General features: G+C 56.3%; 23 protein-coding genes and 2 pseudogenes. 14 read left to right on the top strand and 11 right to left on the bottom strand.

Annotated elements, in window-relative coordinates:
• Positions 1 to 7: 7 nt before the first annotated feature.
• Together AAFM46_RS03540 and speB are read right to left on the bottom strand one after the other, a co-directional pair.
• Complete coding sequence (locus tag AAFM46_RS03540) at positions 8 to 1,696, bottom strand: thiamine pyrophosphate-binding protein (RefSeq protein WP_343319603.1); 1,689 nt, start codon at positions 1,694 to 1,696, stop codon at positions 8 to 10.
• Positions 1,693 to 2,772 (bottom strand): agmatinase, encoded by a 1,080-nt coding sequence (gene speB / locus AAFM46_RS03535; protein ID WP_343319601.1) that lies wholly within the window; start codon positions 2,770 to 2,772, stop codon positions 1,693 to 1,695. Before speB ends, AAFM46_RS03540 begins: the two co-directional genes overlap by 4 nt.
• 1,352 nt (positions 2,773 to 4,124) lie before the next feature.
• Between speB and AAFM46_RS03530 the strand changes: the two genes are divergently transcribed.
• The gene (locus tag AAFM46_RS03530; RefSeq protein ID WP_343319600.1) at positions 4,125 to 4,991 is read left to right on the top strand and encodes an SDR family oxidoreductase; all 867 of its coding nucleotides are present in this window, start codon (positions 4,125 to 4,127) and stop codon (positions 4,989 to 4,991) included.
• 359 nt (positions 4,992 to 5,350) lie between these two features.
• On the opposite strand, the gene AAFM46_RS03525 is transcribed toward AAFM46_RS03530, so the two are convergent.
• From AAFM46_RS03525 to AAFM46_RS03515, 3 genes are all read right to left on the bottom strand, one after another.
• Positions 5,351 to 6,157, bottom strand: a complete 807-nt coding sequence (locus AAFM46_RS03525) for an aminoglycoside phosphotransferase family protein (protein ID WP_343319598.1) — start codon at positions 6,155 to 6,157, stop codon at positions 5,351 to 5,353.
• A gap of 163 nt (positions 6,158 to 6,320) precedes the next feature.
• Positions 6,321 to 6,899, bottom strand: coding sequence for a dihydrofolate reductase (locus AAFM46_RS03520; RefSeq protein ID WP_343319596.1), 579 nt, complete (start codon positions 6,897 to 6,899; stop codon positions 6,321 to 6,323).
• A gap of 32 nt (positions 6,900 to 6,931) precedes the next feature.
• Entirely contained in the window at positions 6,932 to 7,207 is a 276-nt protein-coding gene (locus AAFM46_RS03515) for a hypothetical protein (RefSeq protein WP_343319594.1), read from the bottom strand.
• Positions 7,208 to 7,659: 452 nt separating this feature from the next.
• On the opposite strand from AAFM46_RS03515, the gene AAFM46_RS03510 reads away from it, so the two are divergent.
• The 4 genes and pseudogenes from AAFM46_RS03510 to AAFM46_RS03495 all read left to right on the top strand — a co-directional run bounded on the left by AAFM46_RS03510 (position 7,660) and on the right by AAFM46_RS03495 (position 9,865).
• Positions 7,660 to 8,112, top strand: coding sequence for an SRPBCC family protein (locus AAFM46_RS03510; protein WP_343319592.1), 453 nt, complete (start codon positions 7,660 to 7,662; stop codon positions 8,110 to 8,112).
• Between the two features lie 316 nt (positions 8,113 to 8,428).
• Positions 8,429 to 8,713 carry a hypothetical protein gene (locus tag AAFM46_RS03505; RefSeq protein WP_343319591.1) on the top strand — a complete coding sequence of 95 codons (285 nt, stop codon included), beginning with the start codon at positions 8,429 to 8,431 and terminating at the stop codon, positions 8,711 to 8,713.
• A 322-nt stretch (positions 8,714 to 9,035) separates the two neighbouring features.
• The gene (locus tag AAFM46_RS03500) at positions 9,036 to 9,260 is read left to right on the top strand and encodes a hypothetical protein (RefSeq protein WP_343319589.1); all 225 of its coding nucleotides are present in this window, start codon (positions 9,036 to 9,038) and stop codon (positions 9,258 to 9,260) included.
• Positions 9,261 to 9,457: 197 nt separating this feature from the next.
• Positions 9,458 to 9,865 (top strand): annotated as a pseudogene (locus AAFM46_RS03495) (RidA family protein).
• Positions 9,866 to 10,186: 321 nt separating this feature from the next.
• Here AAFM46_RS03495 and AAFM46_RS03490 read toward each other — a convergent pair.
• Entirely contained in the window at positions 10,187 to 10,624 is a 438-nt protein-coding gene (locus tag AAFM46_RS03490) for a hypothetical protein (protein ID WP_283530743.1), read from the bottom strand.
• A gap of 296 nt (positions 10,625 to 10,920) precedes the next feature.
• On the bottom strand, positions 10,921 to 12,162 hold the full coding sequence (locus AAFM46_RS03485) for a serine hydrolase domain-containing protein (protein WP_283530744.1): 1,242 nt from the start codon (positions 12,160 to 12,162) through the stop codon (positions 10,921 to 10,923).
• A gap of 165 nt (positions 12,163 to 12,327) precedes the next feature.
• Here AAFM46_RS03485 and AAFM46_RS03480 point away from each other — a divergent pair, with 165 nt between their 5' ends.
• The 9 genes and pseudogenes from AAFM46_RS03480 to AAFM46_RS03440 all read left to right on the top strand — a co-directional run bounded on the left by AAFM46_RS03480 (position 12,328) and on the right by AAFM46_RS03440 (position 19,890).
• On the top strand, positions 12,328 to 13,062 hold the full coding sequence (locus tag AAFM46_RS03480) for an ATP-binding cassette domain-containing protein (RefSeq protein WP_283530745.1): 735 nt from the start codon (positions 12,328 to 12,330) through the stop codon (positions 13,060 to 13,062).
• Entirely contained in the window at positions 13,056 to 13,898 is an 843-nt protein-coding gene (locus AAFM46_RS03475; RefSeq protein WP_343319587.1) for a hypothetical protein, read from the top strand. Before AAFM46_RS03480 ends, AAFM46_RS03475 begins: the two co-directional genes overlap by 7 nt.
• A gap of 14 nt (positions 13,899 to 13,912) precedes the next feature.
• Positions 13,913 to 15,118, top strand: coding sequence for a histidine kinase (locus AAFM46_RS03470; protein WP_343319585.1), 1,206 nt, complete (start codon positions 13,913 to 13,915; stop codon positions 15,116 to 15,118).
• Entirely contained in the window at positions 15,115 to 15,792 is a 678-nt protein-coding gene (locus AAFM46_RS03465; protein WP_343319584.1) for a response regulator transcription factor, read from the top strand. Before AAFM46_RS03470 ends, AAFM46_RS03465 begins: the two co-directional genes overlap by 4 nt.
• 53 nt (positions 15,793 to 15,845) lie before the next feature.
• On the top strand, positions 15,846 to 17,258 hold the full coding sequence (locus tag AAFM46_RS03460; protein ID WP_343319583.1) for a serine hydrolase domain-containing protein: 1,413 nt from the start codon (positions 15,846 to 15,848) through the stop codon (positions 17,256 to 17,258).
• 430 nt (positions 17,259 to 17,688) lie between these two features.
• Positions 17,689 to 17,940: a type II toxin-antitoxin system prevent-host-death family antitoxin gene (locus AAFM46_RS03455; protein WP_283530750.1), complete on the top strand. Its 252-nt coding sequence runs from the start codon at positions 17,689 to 17,691 to the stop codon at positions 17,938 to 17,940.
• Complete coding sequence (locus tag AAFM46_RS03450) at positions 17,937 to 18,197, top strand: Txe/YoeB family addiction module toxin (protein WP_283530751.1); 261 nt, start codon at positions 17,937 to 17,939, stop codon at positions 18,195 to 18,197. Before AAFM46_RS03455 ends, AAFM46_RS03450 begins: the two co-directional genes overlap by 4 nt.
• Before the next feature lie 221 nt (positions 18,198 to 18,418).
• Positions 18,419 to 19,334, top strand: a pseudogene (locus tag AAFM46_RS03445) (IS30 family transposase).
• 121 nt (positions 19,335 to 19,455) lie between these two features.
• Entirely contained in the window at positions 19,456 to 19,890 is a 435-nt protein-coding gene (locus AAFM46_RS03440; RefSeq protein WP_283530752.1) for a hypothetical protein, read from the top strand.
• Positions 19,891 to 19,999: 109 nt separating this feature from the next.
• Here AAFM46_RS03440 and AAFM46_RS03435 read toward each other — a convergent pair whose 3' ends face one another.
• The 4 genes from AAFM46_RS03435 to AAFM46_RS03420 form a co-directional block, all read right to left on the bottom strand.
• A complete protein-coding gene (locus AAFM46_RS03435) occupies positions 20,000 to 20,347 on the bottom strand; it encodes an SdpI family protein (RefSeq protein WP_283530753.1) in 348 nt (115 codons plus the stop codon).
• Between the two features lie 75 nt (positions 20,348 to 20,422).
• Positions 20,423 to 21,013: a GNAT family N-acetyltransferase gene (locus AAFM46_RS03430; protein WP_343319581.1), complete on the bottom strand. Its 591-nt coding sequence runs from the start codon at positions 21,011 to 21,013 to the stop codon at positions 20,423 to 20,425.
• A 289-nt stretch (positions 21,014 to 21,302) separates the two neighbouring features.
• Positions 21,303 to 22,259 carry a GNAT family N-acetyltransferase gene (locus AAFM46_RS03425; protein WP_343319579.1) on the bottom strand — a complete coding sequence of 319 codons (957 nt, stop codon included), beginning with the start codon at positions 22,257 to 22,259 and terminating at the stop codon, positions 21,303 to 21,305.
• A gap of 393 nt (positions 22,260 to 22,652) precedes the next feature.
• Entirely contained in the window at positions 22,653 to 22,874 is a 222-nt protein-coding gene (locus tag AAFM46_RS03420; RefSeq protein WP_343319578.1) for a hypothetical protein, read from the bottom strand.
• Positions 22,875 to 23,816 lie beyond the last annotated feature (942 nt).

The following is a 23,816-nucleotide window of genomic DNA, read 5'->3' as shown; positions in this document are numbered from 1 at the left end:
GCGTTGGCTAGATGTCCAGGTGCGTGGGGCCGAACATCTTCAACAGCACATCAACCACCACAACGTTTGGACCCTCAGCGGCGAAGGCGGCCTTAAGCGCCTCCCCCACGTGCTCGGCCTTCACACGCTGAGCGGGAACACCGAAGGCCTCCGCCACTTTCACAAAGTCCGGCCGCGCCAATTCAGTGTGCGTGGCTTTACCAAAGGTGTCGATCATGTATTCACGCAGGATGCCGTAGCCGCCGTCGTCAACAATGAGCCATGTGACAGGGGCATTGTGCTGCTTGGCCGTAGCCAGTTCCGAGATGGAATACATGGAGGAACCATCCCCGGCAACTGCCAGTACACGGGAAGGCTTGCCCGCGCTCTCCAGCCCCAGCGCGCCACCAATAGCGGCCGGGAAGCCGTAGCCCAACCCACCAGCACCTTGGGCGGAGTGGAATTCTCCATCCTTGGAATCCCAGCAGCTCCAACCCCAATAAGCTGAGATGGTCATGTCCCAGAAGGTCTGCATCTCGGCAGGGACAGCTTCGCGAATGTCGGCCATGAACTTGCGCTCCAGACCCAGATCCTGCTCATCAAGACGACCCTGGACCTTGGCAAGAGTCGCCCTCACAATGTTCTGCGGAGTTTCCCCGTGCCACTGTGCCTTCTCCCCATGAGGTTCAGTCAGGGCCTCATCCAGCGCCCTCAGCGCCTGACCGGCGTCAGCACGGATGCCCAAGGCCGGGCGGTTGGATTCAAGCACGCGAGGCTCAGCATCGATCTGAATGATGCGCCCGCGCGGCTCCATGGTGAAGTAGTTACTGGAAACCTCACCCATGGATGACCCAATAACAACAAGCACATCTGCATCTTCAAGTACTTCGGTAACGTACCGATCTTCCATCCACGACTGCAGCGAAAGCTCATGGTTCCACGGGAACGCGCCATTGCCGCCCGGGGTGCACACCACAGGTGCGTTGAGCTTTTCGGCAATAGCGAGCAGCTCTTTTTGGGCATGGCCGCGACGCACGCCACCACCTGCAACAATGACGGGACGCTCAGCGGCGGAAAGCCACTTCACTGCTTCCCGGACCAGCTCAACTCGAGGCGGGTTATCGAAAGGTTCCGCCAAAGCATCCTCAACAGCCGGCACAAAGATGGGGTCCAACAACACGTTTTGGGGTACTTCAATCCAGACCGGGCCCTGCGGGGAGGAAACTGCTTCCGTCCACGCATCCTGAATGGCAGAAGGGATTCCTGAGGCATGCTGGATCAGTCGCTGGCTCTTGGTCACATTGGCCGCGGAGGCTTTTTGGTCATCGAGCTGATGAAGCATGCCCTTGCGGCGGGCCCCCAAACCCTCAAGCGGGATCTGGCTGGCCACAACAATCATAGGCACGCCTGTGGCATACGCTTCCTGCAAGCCGGCAAGGGCAGTCAAGGCCCCGGGGCCTGTGGACAGGAACAATACGCCCACCTCACCGGTGGCCCGGGAGTAGCCATCGGCGGAAAACGCTGAATTGTTCTCCACGCGGGAAGAGACAAAGTGCAGGGGTGAACGGCCCAAGGCATCAAAGAGGCCCAGTGCATGCTGGCCCGGGATGCCAAAGACGGTTTTGGCGCCCAAGGCAGTGAGTGTTTCAACAACCAGGTCTCCACCGTTGCGCTGAATTTCTGTAGTCTGTGTTGACTCGTTTAGCTGGTCAGTCATTTGGTACCGCCTTCGGTGGTAGTAGATCCAAAGCCGGCTGTGCGGCGTCGTTTTTCGGCGTCAAGGGCTTGGGCGGCATAACCGTTGGGAGTGCCGAACCGGTCTCCTGCAACGTGGTTATCTGCCATCAACGTCACGAGTTCAAAGCCCACGTGGCTGGCAGCGATTCCGGTAATTTCGGCGTGGTCATAGGCTGGGGCCACTTCCACAATGTCAGCACCTACCAGATTCATGCCGCGGAACCCGCGGATGATCTCGATCAGTTCGCGGCTGCTGATGCCGCCGGCCTCGGGAGTACCGGTACCGGGGGCGTGTGCGGGATCAAGCACATCAATGTCCACCGAAATGTACAGGGGGCGCTTGCCGATGCGGTCACGGATTTTGGCCACTGTCTCGAGGACGCCTTGGTAATAGACGTCGGCTGCTGTGACGATGCCGAAACCGAAACGGTGATCGTCATCCAAATCCTTCTTACCGTACAGTGGTCCGCGGGTTCCCACGTGGGAAATAGCTTCGGTGTCCAGGATGCCTTCTTCAACGGCCCGACGGAACGGGGTTCCGTGAGTGTATTCGGCACCAAAGTACGTATCCCAGGTGTCCAGGTGCGCGTCAAAGTGCAGCATGGCAACTGGCTCGCCGGCTCGTTCGGCAGCCGCACGCAGCAGGGGTAGGGAGATGGTGTGGTCGCCACCGATGGTGAAAAGCTTGGCGCCGTCAGCGGTCAAATCCAGCGCATTCTGCTGGATGGTTTCAATCGCTTCATTGATATTGAAGGGGTTCACGGCCATGTCACCGGCGTCGGCAACCTGGCAGTTTTCAAACGGCGAAACGTCCCAGGCCGGGTTGTACGGGCGCAGCAGGCGTGAAGCCTCCCGCACGTGGTTGGCACCAAACCGGGCGCCGGGCCGGTATGAAACACCACTATCAAAGGGGACACCCACAACAGCGATATCGGTTTTTGTGACCTGGTCAAGTCTGGGGAGGCGGGCGTAGGTGGCGGCGCCTGCGTAGCGCGGGATCTGGGAGGAATCTATGGGACCCAGATTGCCATTGGCCTCGATACGGAGCTCTTTCATGGATGTCCTCGTTTCTGTGAAATTAGATATGCGTCACATCAGTGCAGTTGTCAACCATCGTACAACTGATGTTGCCTAATGTGAACCAAATGTTTCATCTCAGATACATTATTTGGGCACCTTTTTTTGGGGACTGCACGGTGTTTTAGCGTTTTTGAAAGATGACTGCACAGATTGCCAGTAATAGTGGGCGCATCAGCTCTACTCGCGAACATGGAACGGGTAAAGGACGCCTCTGCTGGACGGGTGAACGATCACAGAGATAGCCTAAAAATTCTCCCAGGGAGAGGATGTGTTTGTGCTGAGCTGCTCCCATCCATGATCGAGCATTTCAGATACTTCTTCACGACTCCAGCACAGGCTTCCAAGCAACTCGCCCGCGCACTGAGGCATACGTCAGGGATCTAGTGATGCACCTCGTTGGAATGAACCTGGTCTTCACAGCGATCCTCAGAGAACAACCACCGCCGCAACATGGTCTGGAGCCGCACTACTCTTTGTACAGTCGCATCTCCGTACCCAATCACGCGGCGTTCGATTCAAGCCGATGCAATCCGCCCACAGCTACCCACCCTCCTTGGATGCAACCTCCATCGATCGGCTCGCCGCGTTCCTCTGCTGATCAGTTGACACAGGGCATCCCGATAGTGGAACCACTTTCCTAACTTCTGATGTGCAACCCATCCGTGCAGAGAACGGTTACCGAAGTATCTTCGTTCAAAGCGAGCGGCAATGTGGAGCGCTTGAAGGGGAGCTTAGGTCGTATTCAGCGCGATCCATGCTTTCTTCGACAAGCGCGCCCGCATCGTCAGGGAGAAAAGAGACCCAGAAATTCTTGCCGTTCCGCTTGGCGATATCGAAAGCTCGTGTTGGAGTAACGTTCAATTATTTGCACAGCTGACGGCAATCAAAGAGTGATGACCGTTGCAGTCGTGTGGGCCAGTGAATGCAAATTAGATCCGTCGGCTTGGTTCTCAGGCAGTCACGCCATAGCGCACTGACCCATATCTGCCCGCTACGCCTATTGGGAGCGTCCCATCTAAGCGCATAGCTGACCACTGATTTCGCGCTGAAATCTGCTCTAGACCCTATGGGACTGCATGATCCGGGTCATGGGCTCACCGACGTCCTATCAGCGGTAGGCCAACGCAGCCGCTGGACAAAAAAGACGGAGATGTCGAAGCTGTCCTGGGTGCCGTTTCGGAGAGGCGGCTTTGCGGCTATTCAATAATCGGGCGGCGCGCCGTGGCTGTTCCCGCCCAGGCGCCTCGCTAAGCTCGGATCATGCCTCGCTGCTCGTCAACCGGGCCGCGAAGATATCTAAACGAACAGTGTGGTCTGAGGAGTATCAAATGACTGTTGTGATTGCCGGCTGTGGTGACCTTGGAACTGAAACTGGGCTGAGGTTCGTTTCTATGGGCTACCGGGTCATGGGACTTCGACGCTCAGCAGGCAAACTGCCCTCCGAAATCGAAGGACAGGCCATTGATCTCTCCACTGAGGTACCCACGCTGCCGCCGGACACCAGCATCGTGGTGATTGCCATGAGCCCTGATGAGCGCAGCGTAGATGGTTATCGAGCAGCATACGTCGAGAGCGTTCTGCGAATAACCGCCGCAATCCGTAACGACTGCGCAGCACCACCGCAAGTGTTATATGTGTCATCGACAGCGGTCTACGGCATTGATGACGGATCCTGGGTCAACGAAGCCACTCCGGTCAAACCCACTACCCCAACGGCACGTGTGCTGCTAGAAGCAGAGGAGACATTACTCCAGCAGATTCCCGAGGCGAAGATTCTGCGTCTTGGTGGCCTCTACGGTCCAGGACGCCCTAGGGAGATTGATCGTGTACGTCAGGGCACCGCGACTGTTTCCTCCGTGCCAGAATTTACTAGTCGGATACATCGTGACGATGCTGCGGCATCCATCGTGCACCTCATGACCAGGCAAAATGGGACCTTGGTGGAGTGGCCTGAAACCGTATACATCGGCGTCGATGACCTCCCGGCCGATCGTCGCGAAGTCACTGAATTCTTGGCACGCAGTCTTGACCTACCAGCACCGGCATTGGTCAACGACTCTTCTCAAGCTCAGGGCGGACGCGGCAAACGATGCCATAACAACAGGCTGCGGGAGACCGGATTCGTGTTTTCTTACCCCACCTACCGGGAGGGCTATACGGCCGTTCTTGATGGCGTTGGCGTACGCCATTCCTAGAAGACCTGAGACCACTTTGCTTGATCAAACAAAAATGTTCTGGGCCACAAACAGCGGCTAGATCAATTTTACGATGTGTTGTCAGAGATTGAACTTACGGCGTTGACGCGCTCCTTATATAACGCGGATACATTGATGTCTCTCTCCACGTCTTTCCGGTCACCGCGACGAACTCCTACCACTGCGGGAAAGTTTCGGTAACCGCTTCATCCATTGCCAAACCTGATTCGGGTTGATGTGGATGAACGCTAACAGCCTGCATGAACCAATGGAAGCGGTTGTTTAGCTCCACCCGATGGGTTTCGCAGAGGCAACCGCGAGCGGACAGGGTTCACCGGCTGAACCGCATGCCCATGGTGCTAGCCGAACGTGCTCAAGATGGCGTGGGGCGTCCATGGCTGGCCGCCGCTCTTGTCGCTCCACACGACCGAAAGTGCGCACCAAGCGATGACCCATGATCTCACCGTATCGACGTCGAGCCCTGAGTGCTCGCTGACGATCGCCAGTCGCCGGTGAAAATTCTTCAACGCCACGTCCGTGGACGGATTGCAGAAAATATTGGCGTAGTCGAACGCCCGATGGCCAAACAACCCTTTGGGGTCAATCGCACGCCAACGCCCGTTGAAATCGAGAACATTGCCGTGATGGAGGTCCCCGTGAAGAACCACATGGGCTTCTGCGGCCGAAGCCTCCAGTAGCTCTTGCGCCATGGTTGCCGCTCGCTCAAGGTTGCCTCCATGAGGCTTTGCAGCATGTGGCGCGATCAGGTCTTGAAACCAAAGCGCCAAGGGCACGAGATCACGGGGAGCAGACGATTTGTCAGGGACGCCGTGCAGGGAGGCGATGGTCTCGCAGAGGATACTAGTAGTCTCATCATCGCGGCCCGCCTGGCACATCGCTGTCAAGGCCCGTTGGCCGGAGGCCAAGTCCATCAGGACAGCCTGGTCGGTGACTTCATGCACGTCCACTGCGGCACAACCGGCCCACCAACCAAGGACGCGGCCACCGCGGGCCTCTTCGGCAACGCGGGCGACCTTGAGCATGACGTTTCGATCATGCCAGCGACCTGGAACTAGCCAGCTAGAAGGAGTGATGACCATATCCCCGCGTTGCCCTATAGCCCACCGATCCATGTAAGCCGGCACTGTTCCCGCAACCCAATCCATGAACAAGATCGTATCGGGTTGATAGACCGTTGGTCTTTCAATCAGCGGTTGCCGGCCCCGCTCATCCCGAACGCCCCATTCCGGTATGCCGAACCTTATGCGGGGCTACCGGGGTGTCCCGGTCAGTGGGTCTGCTTCTCATTGAGTGTTAGCAGAGATTGGGTCAGGCACGGTCGTAGGTGAGCACTCTTATGCCTGAGTCCAGCAGTGTCTCATCAACGGGCTGGAACATATGGGATTGGAACGGTCCATTGAAGAGTGGGATACCAGAGCCGATGACGGATCTGTTTTGTTTGAGCACGAGCCGGTCGATTTCTGGCAGCAATGAGTGGGCAAGTGTGCCACCTCCCACCAACCATAGATCTTTACCTTCCTCGGTCTTGAGCGTGCGCACGTGGTCTAGAGCCCCGTTGCGGACGATCTCGACGGCCGGGTCCTGGCTTTCTAGCGTGGTTGAAAATACCAGGTGACGAAGGTGTGGATAGGCGTCCGTCATTCCGGCCGCAAGACCGATCTCGTAGGACGACCGTCCCTCTAGAATGGTATCGAATACTTGGCCGGGGCTGTCAATACCCAGAGCAGCACGCGCAGGCCAGGGAAGAGTTTCGGGGTACTGCTCCACGATGAATTGGATGACATCGGGCGTCAGCGGGAAGTAATCCGCCCCGCTTGGATCACCACCGCCCGGTCCTGCTATATAGCCGTCAAGTGTTGTCGCCACGTAATAGACGAGCTTTCTCATGATTGTCCGTTCCTGAGGCGACAAATGTTTACCTAGTTTGTCAAGTGCGTCGCGTGCAGGTCAACAAGTAAACGTTCTCGAAGGGACTCCAAATACGTCATTCGTTCGTTCCCGCGAGCCGATCGGTAGCTGGCATAGCGTGTCGAGGACAGCGGCTGGAACTCAGCATAAAGTCGGGTGCGGTTTTCCGTTCGGACTATGACCTGCCTGGCTGGGGTGCGCTGTACACAATCGGCCTTGCCATTGTGTTCGAGGGTCTTGATCTGCTCACCCTGGGCCTCGTGCATCCATGTGGCAACTCGTTCCACAGTGGATTCCGCTGATACGTGGCCAGCAGGTTCGCTCGATCGCTGCGGTGATCCCGGCAGCCACCGGTGCGCCGCACATCACACTGACCACCGTCAGCCAGCTAATGCTGTAGGGCCGGGTAGACGGCTCCGGCCTTCCCCTCATGGGTTTGGCTTAGGCGCCCATGCTGGTTTGGGGGCCGCTTCTCGGCATCGTAACGGTTTCCTACTATCTGCGAACATGACCGTCTCGGTGACCGGACTGCGTTTCGCAACGTAAGCAAAACCGTTCTCACCCGTTGTTCAACACCGTAAGTACCGCGTTCAACGTCGGTGTGGTGTAGCCCGGCTGCGCCAGGTATCAGGGACAATCACCTGGTTTTCAGACTATTTTACGGTCGTCGTCACCTGTCCGCGGTCCTTCCAGTCCGGGATAATTCGGGCAAAACACAACCGACTGCCATACTCTGTTCATGACAGTCTCCTTTAGATGCACGACACGGACCGGCATGCCGAAACCGCAGCTCTTTGACCTCGCCCGCAGTATCGACGCACACGAAGAATCAATGGCGCATTCTCGTGAAAAGGCGGTCGCTGGTGTCACCTCAGGTCTCATTTCACTGGGAGAAGAAGTGACGTGGCAGGCCTGGCATTTCGGTCTTCCATTGCGGATGACGAGTCGGATAACCCAAATGGAAACGCCGAACTACTTCATCGATGAACAGGTCAAGGGGCCGTTTCGCAAGTTCCGCCATGTCCATGAGTTCAGCGAAGATACAGAGGCAACCACGATGATCGATCAGATCGAGTTCGAGGCACCCTATGGGCTCCTAGGACGCCTCGTTGAGAAGCTGATTCTGGCCCGCTACATGCAAAAGCTAATTGAGTCGCGGAATCTCCACCTCATCGCAGACTTCACGCACTGATCCTTCATCCCTGCTAAGTGAACACAGAGTGGCTAATTGGCATACGATCCGTGCTCGTAAGGCATGTTTCGTATAGAAGTTTGCCAAGGTGGCCTAGCTCTTAGTGCCGAAACAACCCACCAAGAATTGACGAAATGCAAGAAGTCCGCGACACCGCTCCCTGGCTTTTGCCGGGTCCCTGCAACCAGCTGTGACACCGGCCTGGGCTAGCCGTGCCGTCCCGCTATATGGGGCCCCAATTGGGCAGGCAATTAGTCGCTTCTTCCGCAAATACACGGCTTTCCACGGGTGCGCCTCGAGAAGCGAGTTCTGGTGGGTGGAACTGGCACACGCCGTGTTCTCACTCATTGCCTCTGCAGCCCTGAGCATTGGTGTAATCGTTGGCGCCTCGTGGGCCGCAAGCAACAAGCAAGCAGAATACTACGATTATGACAACGGTACGAAGACCCTTATTGGCTATACCCAACCGGGGGTTACCGAATATCCCCCTGCGGCTATTCTCATCGTTATCGGCCTTGTGGTTGCGGCGCAGCCGTCAAAGGATGCCGGACGCAGATTCGATCGCCAACCTAACAGCCCTGGCAGAACACAAGTGGACTGAACCTCCTCGAGTCATCTGGATTTCTCCGGCTATCCGATCCTCTCGATGGTGGTCCAGTGCGGATAGGATCCCGGTGTCGCCGCCCGCGTATATAGCGGCGCGGACCCGGGTCTGAGAACAATCCGTGCGGAAATTCACCTCAAGTGGTTCAACTGCGCGTGAACCCACCCTGATGAGAATGGAACTAGTCTTAGAAGTGGAACTTCAAGGGGGACGTTTGCGTAACTATGTGACTAAACGATTGGGCACCGCTCATTGACGGATAGTCTCGGTTCACCATGGAGACACCTTCACTCACCCTTGAAACTGCCATAATCGTTGAATGGGAAATGTACCTAACGGATTCGAATTTAGCGTGACCGAGGATGGTGTAGTGATCCGCCATCATGGGCGGAAGGCAACAACTTTGCGGGGCGCGGCGGCGGACCAATTCCTTGCAGATGCTGACCGCGGGAATTCTCAGGAGCTCATGGCCCGAGTGACGGGCAATTACAAGCACGGCAACGAGCGGATCGCCAAGAATCATCCACGCAATCAAGCTCTCTGAAGTCTTGCGGTCCGCCACACTAGAGCACAAGATACCTCGTAAGACGTTGCGCCAACGGTTGCGAAATGTCTGCGCAATGAGGGGTTGCTCAACGAATGGTTCGGGAAGTGGCCTGCTCAGGAACCATCGGGTTCGCGCCCGAATTAGCACCGATAGTGTGGGAATCGCCCAGTAGGTCAATCTAAACAAGGACGGCCATGCCGCGTGCGGTCACCTTCATCCATTCGGGTTCGCTTTCCGACGTCGCCCAATACGTCTATGCTGCAACTGCTCCCAGCGATGCACGCCTCATCTTCCTCGCAGGAGCCGGTCCTTTGAATAAGGACGGATCAACTGCTGGAATAGGTGATTACGCAGCACAAGCCTCCAAAGCGCTCGAGAACATGCATGATTACTTGGAAGCCGCTGGGGCGGGCCTGGAGAATGCGATCAGTACACGGGTTCTGGTGGCTTCTTCTGACCAAGCTGACCTAGTGACGGCCTAGGACGTAGTTTGTGAAGCATTCGGCAGCCACGGTGTCCCAAGTACGCTTATGGGCGTCACGGTTTTGGGCTACCAGGATCAACTCGTAGAGATCGAAGCAGTCGCAGCGGTTATCCACTGATCTGGATTGACCGGTGAGCGTTCCCCACGGGAACTTCCATCGGGCGACTTTTCAGCTTCCGTGTGCGCCTGACTACACAGTTCGGTATACGGCCGGCGTACTGGATGCTTTCGGCGTGAGTGTGCAGACACCCCTTATGAGCCCAGGGCTCTTCAGTGGGCGCAATCCGCGCGCCTTAACTTCCTTCACGTCCACGGAAAAGTAATAAGAGCCGTTTTTCGCAGCCTTTCGTGGCCCAAATCGTCCTGTCCTGCAGGGCCATCCGCCGGGATACTGTTTGCGTTTCAGAGATTTACCCTGGGCTACTGGACACGCCAAGTATCACTCGCTCGGGATAGCGGAGGTTCTTTGCCTGTTGCCTATAGCCTCGACTGCTGCAGCGGTGCCAAGCATGCCAGCTGTACCGAAAGTAGTACCAAGGGCAACAAGTATCGCCCCGACAACCCACAGGCCGCTCGAATCCATGGCGGAGGCAGTGCTCATCCACGCGAGCGTGAATGAAACGGGAATTACCAACAAAGCAACGACAAAACGCAAGAGCCTGTAAGCGAGCCCTACCACCACGACGCCGCACAGGAACGCCGCTACTGCCTGCCAAATTTCGTACGGCCCAGTCATTTCGCCAGTGGCCGCATCGTACTGGTACTCGCCATCCCAGCCGAACCAACCGAACCAGAGCCCTGCTGACAGAAGCGAAATCAGGATGACGGACGACCATTGCTCAAGGTGTGGCCTGTCACGGCGTCGGGTTAGTCGCATCCTTTACTATAAGGCCCCGTTCTCCTCTGGTTGTCCCTGGGGACATCTAGTGAGAACTTCCTTTTATTCAAAGGAACGGTTCACGTCGATCTGGCAGCATAGGTTCTCTATCCATGACAACCACTCGTGGCCTCGCACTTACACCCGATATTGGAGAGCCATTCAGGTCACCATGCAGGAAGCCCTCCGAGTGTTCCAGAGGAGTTTCCTTTGATGCGAGGCTTGGGAAGTTCTTGCGCCTGAGAGTTTAAGCATAAGGAAAGCCGATCAGTTTCAGATCCTTTAAACACTCAGCGTCATTTCTGGCAGAAAGCCGCATCTACAGTGTCGGTGACGGATTTATAGGTTTTCATAAGGAGCTCCTCGTCCTTGATATTGATGAAGGCCCAGGGCAGCGAAGTCACTGCAACGCTGAAAGCAGTGCCATCGGATGCCACGCCATTGCGGGTCTGGAAGCCATGGATATCTCCACCGTGACCCCAAATTACCCCGCCGCAGCTAAGAGGATAGCTTTGCAGACCGAGCCCGTATTCCGCTCCTGGCCAGAGGCTGTCATCGCTGGGCACTGTCTTTTTCATCTCTGCCAGCATCTCTGGGCCGAGTAGACGGCCATCGAGCACTGCTCGGGTGAACTCATTGAGTTCGCTGGGGGTGGAGATGACTTGTCCGGCTGCCCATCCCCACGAGGGATCCAGGCGGCTCACGTTGGTCTGTGTGCCCTTGGCATCCGGGTGAAAGCCTGCGGGGTGTGCACCTCTGAAGTCCTGTTCGCCAACCTCTGGAAAATAGGTATGTTTGAAATCCAGTGGTTCTGTGATGCGCTCCGTGATTTGCTCGAAGATGGGGCGTTGGGTCATCTTCTCAATGAGTAAGCCCAGCAGGATGTAGTTGGTGTTGTTATATTCCCAACTTTTCCCCGGGCCAAAGTGTGCTGGTTGACGGAGCGCGAGATCAATGAGGTCCCGGGGAGAGAAGTAAGTGTGTCGTATCTTTTGCAGCTCCAAAGCAATTTCATTTGTGTACTCGGGAAGACCGCTCGTATGCTGCAACAGCTGCCGAACGGTGATCGTGGCGCCGTCGATGCCTTGACCGCGAAGTAAACCCGGTAGATAGCTCTCGATGGGAGTATCGAGCTCAACGAGTCCCTCCTGGACCAGTTGGAGAACTACGACGGCGGTGAACGTCTTAGTATTGCTGCCAATCCGTACCTCCCCGTTGGTGGGTACCTTTTCGCCGGATTTTGGATCCCCCACTCCTGAGACGTAGTCTTCGTGATCCCCGCTGGGATGCGTTAATGATGCAAGTGCGGCGGGAAAGCCACGGGCGATCAGACCATCTAAATGTTTTTGTACCACGCGGTTGCCGATCGAGGTGCCAGCCGGGCTTGTAGGGGTCAGGGCTCCTGCTCCCCACCAAATGCCGGCGCCTATAGTGGCTACTGCTAGTAAGGTCGCGACTGTTATGGCAATGAATGGTCTTTTAGACGAAGAGGTTTTCGCATCAAGAGCGGTTCCATCAGGCTCTGTTTCGTGAATCATAATGATGTTCCTTCGTTTCGGGGACAGCTGGTATTCACAGTCCGCTTGAATAGGTAAGAACCAGCCTTGCCCGTCCAAGCACGCAGCGCCCTACACTCATGGTTAGGTTTAGGACTGTTCTTGCGGAGGGGGCGGTGGATATGTGGGTGTCCGTACGCTGAAGAAATGAACAAATCTAGCGCACCAGCGGTGGCCGTTCGAGGGCTAACTAAGTCCTTCAACGGCCAACCAGCGGTCAATAATGTTATTTTCGACGTCCTCGAGACTCGGGTCGTCGGTCTTTTGGGGCCCAATGGGGCGGGCAAGACCACAACCATTCAAATGATCCTTGGGCTTACTTTCCCTGATAACGGTGAGGCACTTATCCACGGCCGGAGGTACCGTGATCTTGATCGGCCGGCTCGCACCATCGGTGTTGTCCTTGATTCAGGAGGGCTGCACCCTGGCCGGACTGGCCGCGAACACTTGCGGATCCTCGCGGCACAGATTGATGTTTCGAAGGATCGTATCGATTCAGTACTTGAGGAAGTAGGGTTGCGTTCCGTAGCCGAGCGTCGTGTAGGGGGATATTCGCTGGGTATGCGGCAACGTTTAGCCCTGGCAGCGGCTTTGCTTGGTGAACCATCGATCCTGATACTTGATGAGCCCACGAATGGGCTGGATCCGGCTGGGATGCACTGGTTGCGAGAGCTCATTCGCTCGTTCGCCGACGGCGGTGGGTCAGTTCTCTTGTCTTCTCACGTGCTCTCGGAGGTAGCCCTTGTTGCTGATGACATTGTTGTTATCGCTGATGGCAGTGTAGCGGCGGCGGGGAAATTGAACGACGTCGTTGCAGCCTATGGTGGGGACCTCGAAAGTTTTTATCTTGACCTCACGGCTAAAAGCTCGGCGGTGTGCTGATGATCCGCGCAGAACTGCTTAAACTGACGACGACCACCGCGGTCAAAGTTGCTGTCATAATCGGCGTTGTTGGCCTCATCCTGACGCAGATTACACTTCTGACTCTTCTTCCTGCCCTCGCCTCTGGTGCTATAGGACCAGGCCTTGACACCCTCGGGGTAGCTTTGCCGGACTTCGGATTGGAATCTCATGCGGCTCAACTTGCTGCGTTGAGTCCACTTGGTGCTTCGACAGGTTCGGGATCGCTGGGTATTGCCGTACTGGCTGTCGTAATTTTAGGTGTGCTTGCCGGTACCAGTGATTATCGCTTCGGCGGTATCGTCACTACAGCACTGGCGCAACCGCGCCGGGGGCTGATTTTGGTAGCAAAAATTGGCGCTTTGGCGCTTACCGGACTTCTTGTCGGTTTTGTATACGCGGCGATAAATCTGCTCACACTGATAATTTCCCTACCTCTAGCAGGCGCCGAACTGCTTGTGAGTACGCCGGAGCTGATTTTGGTGCTGGTGCGAGGCACGGTGGTGGTGACGCTACTTGTGTTATTGGGCTTGGCCGTCGGTCTTCTCGCTCGTGACCAGGTGGTGGGGATATTGACCATGCTGGGTCTGCTCCTATTTGAAATTATTGTCCAATCCATTGCTCAACTCGTGAGCGGAACTCTTCCCCTCTGGGCGCAGATCATGCCGCTTTCTCTTGCCCAAAGCGCTATCTCGTCGCCCATAAACGGAGGGTTCCCGCCAGTGGTGGCGCTTGCTGTTTTAGCTGCTCTGGTTGCCGTGGTTCTGGCGGGAGCAGGCGCCGCTATGCGCACCCGTGATATCTGCGTGCTGAGGTAGCTGAGAATAGGGTTATGGCATCTACGTTTTCACACGCCCGCATTCGCAGCGTGCTCTGGCAGTTTACTCCCGTAGTGGTGGTGGCGCTGCTGGCGCTTGGCTACATTTTGGGGGTGGCTTTGATCGAAGACGGTTCAGGCCAGCGTCCGCACAGCTTACTACCGGGGGTGTTTATGTTGGCCCAGGCGTTCGCGCTACTGGCCCGGCACCGTTTTCCTTTGACCGTGTTGCTGTTCGTAACGGTATTGGATGCCGTCACGCTTCTGGTCTCTTCCGGTGAAATTGGCACGGGCACCGTTGCGGTGATGATCGCTGTGTTCTCCTACGCAAGCACGAGCACCGGCCGGGGACGTTACCTAGCCCCGGCCAGTCTCAGCGTCCTTGCTGTGATCATTACTATGATCGCTGTGCAGAGAAGCACCCTGGTTCCTTCTGAGTTTGTTCTAGCATTCGCGCTGGCACGCAACGTCTTGGTCTTTGGATTGGGAGTTGTGACAGCAGAGATCGTTGGCCAACGAGCCCGGCTTTTGGAGGCACTCCGTGAGCGTGCTGAGGCTGCTGAGTATGAGAAGGAGCACCAAGCACAGGAAGCAGTGTTGCGTGAACGAGCCTTGATGGCACGTGAATTGCACGACGTTGCTGCTCATCACTTAACGGGCATCATTGTCAGCGCCCAAGCGGCAGAGACACTGAGGATATCCAATTCTCAGGAAGCTGGGGAGTACGTCCGGCAGATACAGAACGCTGCGCGAACCACGCTCAATAATCTGCGTCAAACCGTTGGTCTCCTTCGCGCCGACGGGGAAAGTGAACTTGCTCCCATCGCCTCGATCGAGCGTCTCCCGGAGCTCGTTGCACAGGCGTCAACAACAGGCACAAGCGTGCACCTAAAGAAAAGTGGTACTCCAAGAGATCTTGGCCCACTTGCGGGGATTGCTGCCTACAGGATGGTCCAGGAATCACTGGCGAACTCGCTTAGCCATGCTCCCGGCACACATCGAGCTGTTCAGATCGACTACGGAACGGCGTCGCTGCGGGTGACGGTCACTAACGGACCGAATCTACTTATGCACAGGAAACCAGAGACAGCACGAGCAGGGTATGGGCTGATCGGCATGGCCGAACGCGCCGAGCTTCTTGGCGCACGGCTTCGCACAGGATCCGTAAAAGATGGCAGTTGGGTTAATACCTTAATCATTCCCTACGAAGGTCAGCTATGAGTATCACAGTGGCGATAGCCGATGACCAAGCGATTGTCCGCGCAGGTCTGAGCGTTATCTTGAGTGCTGCACCGAACATTCGTGTTGTCGGTGAAGCACAAGACGGATATGAGGCCGTGGCGCTGGTGCGTGAGCAACGTCCAGACGTTATTTGTATGGATATTAGGATGCCTGGTCTCGATGGGATTTCAGCAACACGGACAATAACCGGTGATCTGGAGAACACCACAGGTGTGCTTATGCTGACCACCTTTGAGCTTGACGATTACGTGTTTGGTGCTCTTGAAGCCGGCGCGTCCGGTTTCCTGCTCAAGGGGGCAGATGAGAAGTCGCTTCTGAGCTCAGTTTGTTCTGTGGCCAGGGGTGAAGGCACCCTTGACCAGCGTTTGACCCGTCGGGTGCTGCAAGAGTTCGCAAAGCGGACCGCTGCACCGATCAACCCATCCCGCTCTCTAGTGGTCCCGCTCACAGCCCGGGAGACAGAAATTCTCACCCTCTTGTGCGAAGGCCTTTCTACCCCGGAGATCTCAAGCAAGCTCTTCATCGAGTCCACTACGGTGAAATACCACGTCGCCGGAATCCTGGCCAAAGTGGGTGTTCGGGATCGACTTCAGGCCGTTGTTTGGGCGTTTAAAAATGGTGTGGTCGCCACACCCCGCTATCACAGCAGATAGGGGCGAATCGCCCTAAAAACCACAAACATAAAGACAAAGGGATAAAGAAGAACATGACAATAATGGTGGAATCAAGAAGCCTTCCCAATGGATTCTTCAGCAGTGAGCGGTGGCAAACGCGGATCGAGGAACTTGCTGGCCGGCACCAAGTCCCGGGCGTGCAAATTGGAGTGTTGCAGCTAACCGACCAGGGCTCTGCCGAGATTAGGACAATGTGCTCGGGGGTTACCAGCGTTAAGACTGGAGTTGAACTCACAGCGGACACACTGCATCAATACGGGTCGATCACTAAGGTGTGGACCGCCACGCTCATCATGCAACTCGTAGATGAAGGACTTCTAGCACTGAACACACGTGTTGACGAGGTACTGCCGGACTTCACACTGGCGGATTCCACGGCGGCTCAAGCCATCACGATCGAAATGCTGCTGAGCCACACTAGCGGTATTGATGGGGACATCCTTACTGACACTGGCGACGGAGATGATTGCGTGGAACAGTACGTCAATCGTTTGGGCACAGCTGACATCACCTCACGCGTCGGTGGCCCGCTCAGCTATAGTAACTCCGGTTACGTTCTACTGGGCCGAATCGTCGAGGTGCTGCGCGGCAAGGTCTGGGATGAGGCCATCGCTGATCACATCCTCGTACCACTGGGCTTGGAGGGGGTCATTACGAAAACGAAGGACGCGCCGTTGCACCGTGTCGCAGTAGGTCACCTTCAAACCCCGGACCATTCCAGGACAGAAAAGTATTTTCCGACCCCGGTCTGGGCACTGCCGCGTTCACTAGGACCAGCCGGCGCTGTGACTGGTACCGCCGATAATCTGCTGCGGTTCGCTGCCGCACATCTACGCGACGGCTTAGCTTTGACCGGTGAACGACTGCTCAGTGAAGAATCGGCACGTCTCATGCGTTCCCAGAAGGTAGACCTGAGGGGAATTAATAGCGTCACAGTGGGCTGGGCGACGGGTTGGATGCTGGAAAAGTGGGGTCCCACTATAGCCGTTGGACACAACGGGGATACCTTTGGCCAGTCCGCCTATCTTGATACGTTTCCAGAGCATGGGCTGGCACTAGTGGTTCTGGGCAATTCACCCGGACTTGCAGCCCTCGAGCGGGAACTGATGGTGGATGTCGCCTCTGAGTTGGGACTTGTCGGCCCCAGCGAGAACCCCATCGATAGCAGCATCCCCATCGATTTGGGCCGTGTTGTCGGTGACTACGAATCCGGTACCCAACGATTCGAGGTCCGTGCTGACGATGCCAATGCCCTCACGATTTCTGTAGTGGCCAAGGTTAGTCTCGGGGGCATCAAATCACCTCGACAAAGCGCTCCCCTGGTGCCTAACGGTCCTGCCCGGTTCCTGAGCAAGATCATTGGTCGTGTGCTTGAGTTCGCATTTGTAGACGACGGCGGTATTCAGTACCTCTATGTGGGTCGGCTCTACAAGAAGATCTCATAGAAACGCCAGCGACCCGGTGGAGTGGCCTGAAGCAGCAATCCCCATACAGCAAAATCAGAGCTCGTTACCCTGCGAGGGAACACGCAGCCGGTCGTCGTGGAAAACTAAAAGAAGAAGGGAGAGTGCATCCCTATCTTCTGGGTCTGTCCACAGGCTAATTGGGAGTTTGACGTTCTTTTATCTTTCAAGAGGGACTCCACATGCACCGCGGCGGAGGATGTGGCTCGCGCACAGCTGTACCAGCCGGATAATTCGGTACACAGGGCTTCGAATGGACCCACAGAACGGCAACATAATTTACTGAGCATGGAGCGTTCTATCGTGTAATTTCGTTCCACTACTACCAAGCCCTAGATCTGTCCATAGTGCCAACCTTCGCGGGACATCAATCAAGTTCGTACAATAAGTTGTACAACAAGAAAGAAATATTATGCGCACAATGACCTACTCAGAGTCCCGAGCACACTACGCTGCGACGCTGACCGCTGTGGTCGATGACCGTGAGGAAGTCATCATCACTCGCGCGGGTCACGAACCAGTAGTCATCGTCTCGCTAGATGATTATCAGTCATTCAAAGAAACCGCGTACCTCTTGAAATCCCCCACGAATGCCAGGAGACTCCTCGGCGCAATAGAACGCCTCGAATCTGGTAAGGGCGTCGAGCACGACATCACAGAATGAAGCTGGTCTGGGACGAGGACTCATGGGAGGACTATGAGTGGTGGCAGACACAGGATCGTAAGGTCCTCAAACGCATCATCATCCTACTGCGGGTTATCGCACGAAACGGAAACGAAGGCATCGGAAAGCCGGAACCGTTGAAACACGGTTTGCCTTGCTACTGGTCGCGACGAATCACCGACGAACATCGCCTAGTGTACAAAATCGACGATGATGAAAATCGCATTGCCGGATGCCGATATCACTATGGTCACTAGCACATAGCGGCGGTCGCGCGCGAGGAACCTTGGGTTCTTGCGGTGATTGCAACACTTAGTGAATGAGTGTTGCTATGGCGAACTATTCAATCCTTTTCCGGCCGGATCTACTGCAGGTCTTTTGGGCATGGATGCAGGCAGGTGATTTCATCACTGATGCCGTTATTCCGATCAACACCAGTAGGCGTACCGGGCGCACTGTTGTGGCTAACGCTGTTGGTGTGCGGCCACGCCGCGGCAGGAATTTAAAGGGCCGGTGCCTGACCTTCACTCAGCGTGAAGAGATCGCGATTCTCCGCGCCCAGGGACGGTCCTTGAGAGCGATCGGGGAGGTTATTGGCCGGTCTACCTCGACGGTATCCAGGGAGTTGAGACGCAACACGAAACCCGGCACCGCCTACCGGGCAACCTCGGCCCACATGCTCGCCTACGAGCGTGCCAGCCGGCCGAAACCGGCCAAACTCCACACGAACATAGCCCTGCGTACAGTGGTGGAAGCGGACCTTGCCAAGAAGTATTCACCGGAACAAATCGCAGGACGATTACGCGTCCAGTTCCCCAACGAAGAGGAGATGCAGGTGTCACCGGAGACTATTTACCAGTCCCTGTACGACCAGTCCAGGGGAGCCTTGAATCGGGATCTGGTCGCGTATTTACGCACTGGGCGGGCCGTGCGGCGCACCTCCCGCAAGACCGTGCCGTACCAGGACATTGGGAAGGAGATTTGATCATTGGCAAGGGTAACCAGACCGCTATTGGGACCCTGGTGGAACGCAACACCAACTACACGATGCTCGTCCACTTACCCCAGGGGTACAAAGGGGAGCAGATGCGTGAGGCATTGACCGCGAAGATCAAAACACTCCCGCAAGCACTGCGACATTCCCTGACCTGGGATCAAGGCATCGAAATACGGGACTGGAAAACCGTGAAGATTGATACGGGCATCGAGATCTACTTTTGCGACCCGTATTCGCCCTGGCAGCGTGGTATCAACGAGAACACAAATGGACTGATTTGAGCATCCACAGTGCCCAGGATCTTGACTGGGTCGCCGCTGAACTCAACGACAGACCACGCAAACGACTAGAGTTCACGAAACCGATCGAACTGATCGAACCCCTCCTGTTGCAATGACCGCCAGAATCCACCGAACGTCTACGGGAAACTTTGGCGGGCAGCATGGCTTCGTATTGTTTTGGTTGACTGCAGGGCACATGCTGTAGCGTCAAGTGAAATCGAACTTTGGGGAGAAAAAATGAAACTTCTGTCATTTCCGCTCGTCATGGCGGCGAGTATTGCGGTCCTTCTGCTGAGTGGCTGTTCGGCCGAGTCCGGACTCAAGGCTCTGGACCGTGCGGCCACGACCGAAGATGCGTTGCCCGCATTCGTCACTATGCAGGAACAGGTGGACAGAGACAGCTCGCGGCTCCTTGCCACGAGAGACGGGGTGCAGTACTTCGCGTTGCAGAGCGAGGATGCCAAAACGACGTGTTTGGCCGTTGTTCTACCTGACGCAGACGATGAGTGGCAGGTTGGCTGTAGCGATACGAAACGCAGCGGTGACATCGTAAGTATGTCTTCGCTAAAAGGCTCCCTGTCCACGATTCTTCTCGGAGATGACTCGGATACCGGAAAACTTGAACCAGGATGGACGAAGATCGCAGACAATATCCTAGTCTCCGCCCGTTAGGAACCCACCAGCAGTAGCTAGTTCATATCTTGATCGGTAGTGCCGCGATCGGTCCCTTAGCCGGAACGCCGAGCGGGGTACGTTTGCTCTATATCGAGCATTGCCGGTGCTAGTGCCGTGTTTCTAGAGCTAACTTTGCTGCCTTTGATCCTGCGGATGCACCAGCGATGACGCCGATGAGCATGATGAGGCACGATCCGAGAAGGAAGACTGCTTGCAGCGCTTTCCCCGGGACAAAGAGAGTTGGAAGTAGGAAAATTATGGCGCAATAAATTCCTGTTAGTGATGGCCTTTTAGCGGCTTTGTGGCCTGCGATCCATGTTTGTTCGGTAGCCATGATCGAAGATATCCGAATGCCTGCCAGACCGTTGACGCCGATCCGGCCATCAGCACATCGCACGATGACAATGATCAGCAGAACGTAGCAGGCAAGAAGAAATACCACAGAGAAGATCATGCCCTCAGCCTAGGCCCCACCGCAGCGGGCTGGTTCACTTCACACATCCTCCCGCATGCCGAACCTTGAGTGGGATTAACGTGATTCGTCGTTTTCCAAGTCAGTTATTGTCTCGGCTCTTACGCTGGCGTGTTCATCGCGCAAAATGGAATAGAGCATAGACTCCCTGCGAACTCCTCGCACCAATCGGTGGGAACGAAGCCGCCTCTCTAGGGTGAACCCGCTCTTTTCTAGAACTCGAATTGAACCGATGTTGCCAGGATGGCAGGTGGCGCTGATTCGCTCCAGTTTGAGCGTATCGAACCCAAATTTAAGTAGCTGGACCGTAGTTTCGGTGGCATAGCCGTTTCCCCAGTAGGAGCGGTGGAAGGTGTATCCAAGCTCTCCGTTGTGATCGTATGGATCGGTAGTCCAAATGGCCACAGAGCCAATGGTCTTACCCTCCAAAACAGCAGCAAGTGAAAACGCTGATCGGCCCTCTTCCAGGTGCGCACGGGCCGCATCCTTAACAAAGGAAATTGTTTGCTCTAAAGTATTCGGTCCCCATGTTGACCAGCGAGTAACCTCAGGATCTGAGGTGAACTCGTGCACAGCCGGGATGTCCTCCGCCGTGAAGTCACGGAAACTCAGCCTAGGGCCATGTGGGTAGGCCTTTGAAAGACTCATCGTTCACCTGTCAAGTTGATTGCTGATTTTCAATCCTAATCTGCTAACCGACTGGCATTAGTACATGGTGGGTAATTCCAAGTCGCTGCACATGCGGGAGCCAAACAAGATGAAAATGACGCTGGCACTGTCCTTAGGGCTGTCGCACCTAGGAATATTCGGAGTGTCCCGTAAGCCGCTCGGTCGGAGGTGCGATTAAGAAACAAACTCAGTTTGCACTCACGTCAGCTCGTCATGTTCCGCTGGGGACCCTCTATCGGTGCACTCCGGTCGCGTTGACCGATCCACATCATGCTGTGCCAAGAATATTGGCGGGATGGGGCCCAAAGACTATGCGGACCGCGGTCACGTCATATCCGGCGCGGCGAAAAGCCGCCGCCATCGGAGCGTTGGTCGTGTCAGTCGTACCCGTGATGCTGGGTGCACCGTTGTCCCGGTGCATGATCGTGATTTCCGCAAGGAGGTCATCGACGAAACCATGTCCACGATGCTCTGGGACTACTCCGAGATAGCTCACGCTCGCGTTATAGGCACTCCGGGAAGGAATGATGAACCCAACGCGATCTCCCTTCAGATTCTGGGCGATTCGCCACATCTGTCGATCACCGGGAAGCCCCAGGTAGAAATCGAGATCGTCCGCTGCTTGAACGTCCGGTCCAAGCTCTGCCAAGTCTGCCTGTGTGTGTATGTCCAGGCTTCCTTGGGCGGCCTCGCTGAAGATCTCAAGGAACACCCGATCATCAGCAGGGGTGAAGGTCAGCCTGTCGCTGCGCTTAGGTGTGGGTTTGTTCCCCGTCCAGGCATAGCTGAGCCTTTCAATGGTCTCAGTCAGCCCAGCGGACACGACGGCGTCTTGGCGCCACTTGACTGCTGCGACGGCACGCGGGTCGTCGTGCCAGTTTTGAGGGACATCCATATTCAGATCGGGAAGGCGATCGATGCCGCTCGCGCGCAACGCGTGGTGCCCGGCCTCGACGAGGCGGCCCGCGATGATGCCCGGGTCAGTGATTGACGGGTCTACCCAGAGGCAATCCAGCGAGACGGGATAATCAGAGTGGGGTTGTCCCCACCACAAGGCGCGCGCTATGAGCCGCCCGTTGATTTCGTGTAGCCAGCTCCATTCGGGCCGATATTGATGGAGTTCGAGTTCGCGGCGGTAGCGCTCCACGTCGATGATCCCTACGGGGTCCTCGGCGCGCGCAGAAAGCAGAAGATCGAGGTCAGAAATTGATGCAGGTCGAAACATGAAGGAAGCCTCCGGTTCAGGAGGCGACTCGCCCGGTGAACGATCCAGGCCCTATCGTGCCCGGGTGAGTTCATGGGAGGAGGCGCCCATGGTTGTGGTGATCACGCTGGGCCTCCTTCCCGGTAGCACTTGAGACATGTGACTCCAGTGACAACTGGTCCGTGGTGTCAACGGCTACAGCGATGGCGGCACTCCGGGCTGACCAAAGCCAGATTCTTCAACGGCCGCCACGCAGGCAAGGGAAACCCTTGCAGGACGCGATAGTCGTGAATACGAACCGAGGAGATCGAACCACTCGCTCCCCGCCCGGAGGGGACCCTCCTGCGGGACGCTGTGTTAGGTCCTCCTCGGAGGCTGCCGCTCCGTTGTGCTTCACATCTGTCCAGGCCAGAATCAGGCTAGGGGGCCACCATGAAACACTTGTTGTTTCAGCTTTTCTAGAGCTATAGGTTCAGCAGCGATCTCCACGGCGCCATGGGACAGTGCCAGAGTCAGTACCATCAGTCCTGGTGGCAGGTGGCCCGCCTTGCCACCAGCGACTGGCTCTGGAAGATCGGGGACACTGACGACGTCCAATGTTGTCGGCTTTCCCAGAGGAACTTCTGACCCGGACATGACCTCTTGGAACAGAATTTGATGTGGGTAACAGGCTGCCGTTCCGCCGGCCCACACGTCCTGCAACGACCCCGGGCGGGAACCCGGATATCTTAGGTAGACGAAGATGCCTCGCTGCTCTAAAGAGCGCTTCCGTTTCCTGGCTTCCCTCGCATACAGGAAATAGAGCCCGCCCCACCACACTAGATTGAACAGGGTTGAAAATAGCCCAAAGGACCAAGTGTTTCCACTTGTCCTGTAGGCGAGAAGTGATACCAAAGCCATCACGACTAAGAGCAGCGGAATGATGACCTTCCGGTGCTGCCCGAGCCATTCCCGCATGTCTCGACCAAACTTTCCGTGGCGGATTGCCAATATCCAAGCCCATTTCTTACACTCAATGTTGCCAGAACCGCGCCAACATCAAGCCGTGATTCAGCTCATTTTAGCCATTTGCCTCAAACAAAGTTGGAGGTACCTGACCCGTCCCAAAGCGGGGGTAGGTGTGCTTTGCCAGCGTCCCCGTCCTCTGGATTCGGAAAAGCCCACAATCCCCGAAGCAGGAACGCTTTGCGGGAGAGGTGGTAACGGGTCGGTCAACCCAGGTGCTGGTTGAAGCCGTCCGGGAGACCAGAGCTGCTAGCAGTACGCGGGCGAAGAAAACGGACTGATGCGAAGCACTGCGTGATGAGACTGGCCTCAAATACGACCTGGTCTAGCGAGGCGAAGGGCTGGCTGCCTGTCTTCACGGCGTGGCCATCGAGGATGCTGTTACAAGCGCGGTTAAGTGCCGACCAAGGCTAAGGAACCCCGCCCAGGGCGGTAGTCGCTAAAGTCTCCGGAAAGACATCCAGGGCACGCAAGTCGTGCAGGAGAACCGGGGCCGTGAAAATCCTGCGTAAGGGCCGGAGCTACTAGCAGCTCAGACATGAGGAAGGGGCCGGGAGCAATCGTCAAGGCAGA

It is taken from the genome of Arthrobacter sp. TMP15 (assembly GCF_039529835.1).
Lineage (GTDB): Bacteria > Actinomycetota > Actinomycetes > Actinomycetales > Micrococcaceae > Specibacter.
Note: the sequence above shows the minus strand (reverse complement) of the source record. Positions and strands in the feature narration are given on the sequence as shown.

What these genes read in the sequence shown, in the direction of transcription:
- AAFM46_RS03430 (WP_343319581.1), bottom strand. Translation starts at nt 21,013, where the DNA reads ATGAGTCTTTCAAAGGCCTACCCACATGGCCCTAGGCTGAGTTTCCGT.
- AAFM46_RS03435 (WP_283530753.1), bottom strand. Translation starts at nt 20,347, where the DNA reads ATGATCTTCTCTGTGGTATTTCTTCTTGCCTGCTACGTTCTGCTGATC.
- AAFM46_RS03490 (WP_283530743.1), bottom strand. Translation starts at nt 10,624, where the DNA reads ATGCGACTAACCCGACGCCGTGACAGGCCACACCTTGAGCAATGGTCG.
- AAFM46_RS03520 (WP_343319596.1), bottom strand. Translation starts at nt 6,899, where the DNA reads ATGAGAAAGCTCGTCTATTACGTGGCGACAACACTTGACGGCTATATA.
- speB (WP_343319601.1), bottom strand. Translation starts at nt 2,772, where the DNA reads ATGAAAGAGCTCCGTATCGAGGCCAATGGCAATCTGGGTCCCATAGAT.
- AAFM46_RS03530 (WP_343319600.1), top strand. Translation starts at nt 4,125, where the DNA reads ATGACTGTTGTGATTGCCGGCTGTGGTGACCTTGGAACTGAAACTGGG.
- AAFM46_RS03470 (WP_343319585.1), top strand. Translation starts at nt 13,913, where the DNA reads ATGGCATCTACGTTTTCACACGCCCGCATTCGCAGCGTGCTCTGGCAG.
- AAFM46_RS03440 (WP_283530752.1), top strand. Translation starts at nt 19,456, where the DNA reads ATGAAACTTCTGTCATTTCCGCTCGTCATGGCGGCGAGTATTGCGGTC.
- AAFM46_RS03540 (WP_343319603.1), bottom strand. Translation starts at nt 1,696, where the DNA reads ATGACTGACCAGCTAAACGAGTCAACACAGACTACAGAAATTCAGCGC.
- AAFM46_RS03525 (WP_343319598.1), bottom strand. Translation starts at nt 6,157, where the DNA reads ATGGATTGGGTTGCGGGAACAGTGCCGGCTTACATGGATCGGTGGGCT.
- AAFM46_RS03460 (WP_343319583.1), top strand. Translation starts at nt 15,846, where the DNA reads ATGACAATAATGGTGGAATCAAGAAGCCTTCCCAATGGATTCTTCAGC.
- AAFM46_RS03450 (WP_283530751.1), top strand. Translation starts at nt 17,937, where the DNA reads ATGAAGCTGGTCTGGGACGAGGACTCATGGGAGGACTATGAGTGGTGG.
- AAFM46_RS03500 (WP_343319589.1), top strand. Translation starts at nt 9,036, where the DNA reads ATGGGAAATGTACCTAACGGATTCGAATTTAGCGTGACCGAGGATGGT.
- AAFM46_RS03510 (WP_343319592.1), top strand. Translation starts at nt 7,660, where the DNA reads ATGACAGTCTCCTTTAGATGCACGACACGGACCGGCATGCCGAAACCG.
- AAFM46_RS03420 (WP_343319578.1), bottom strand. Translation starts at nt 22,874, where the DNA reads ATGTCCGGGTCAGAAGTTCCTCTGGGAAAGCCGACAACATTGGACGTC.
- AAFM46_RS03425 (WP_343319579.1), bottom strand. Translation starts at nt 22,259, where the DNA reads ATGTTTCGACCTGCATCAATTTCTGACCTCGATCTTCTGCTTTCTGCG.
- AAFM46_RS03485 (WP_283530744.1), bottom strand. Translation starts at nt 12,162, where the DNA reads ATGATTCACGAAACAGAGCCTGATGGAACCGCTCTTGATGCGAAAACC.
- AAFM46_RS03465 (WP_343319584.1), top strand. Translation starts at nt 15,115, where the DNA reads ATGAGTATCACAGTGGCGATAGCCGATGACCAAGCGATTGTCCGCGCA.
- AAFM46_RS03455 (WP_283530750.1), top strand. Translation starts at nt 17,689, where the DNA reads ATGCGCACAATGACCTACTCAGAGTCCCGAGCACACTACGCTGCGACG.
- AAFM46_RS03480 (WP_283530745.1), top strand. Translation starts at nt 12,328, where the DNA reads ATGAACAAATCTAGCGCACCAGCGGTGGCCGTTCGAGGGCTAACTAAG.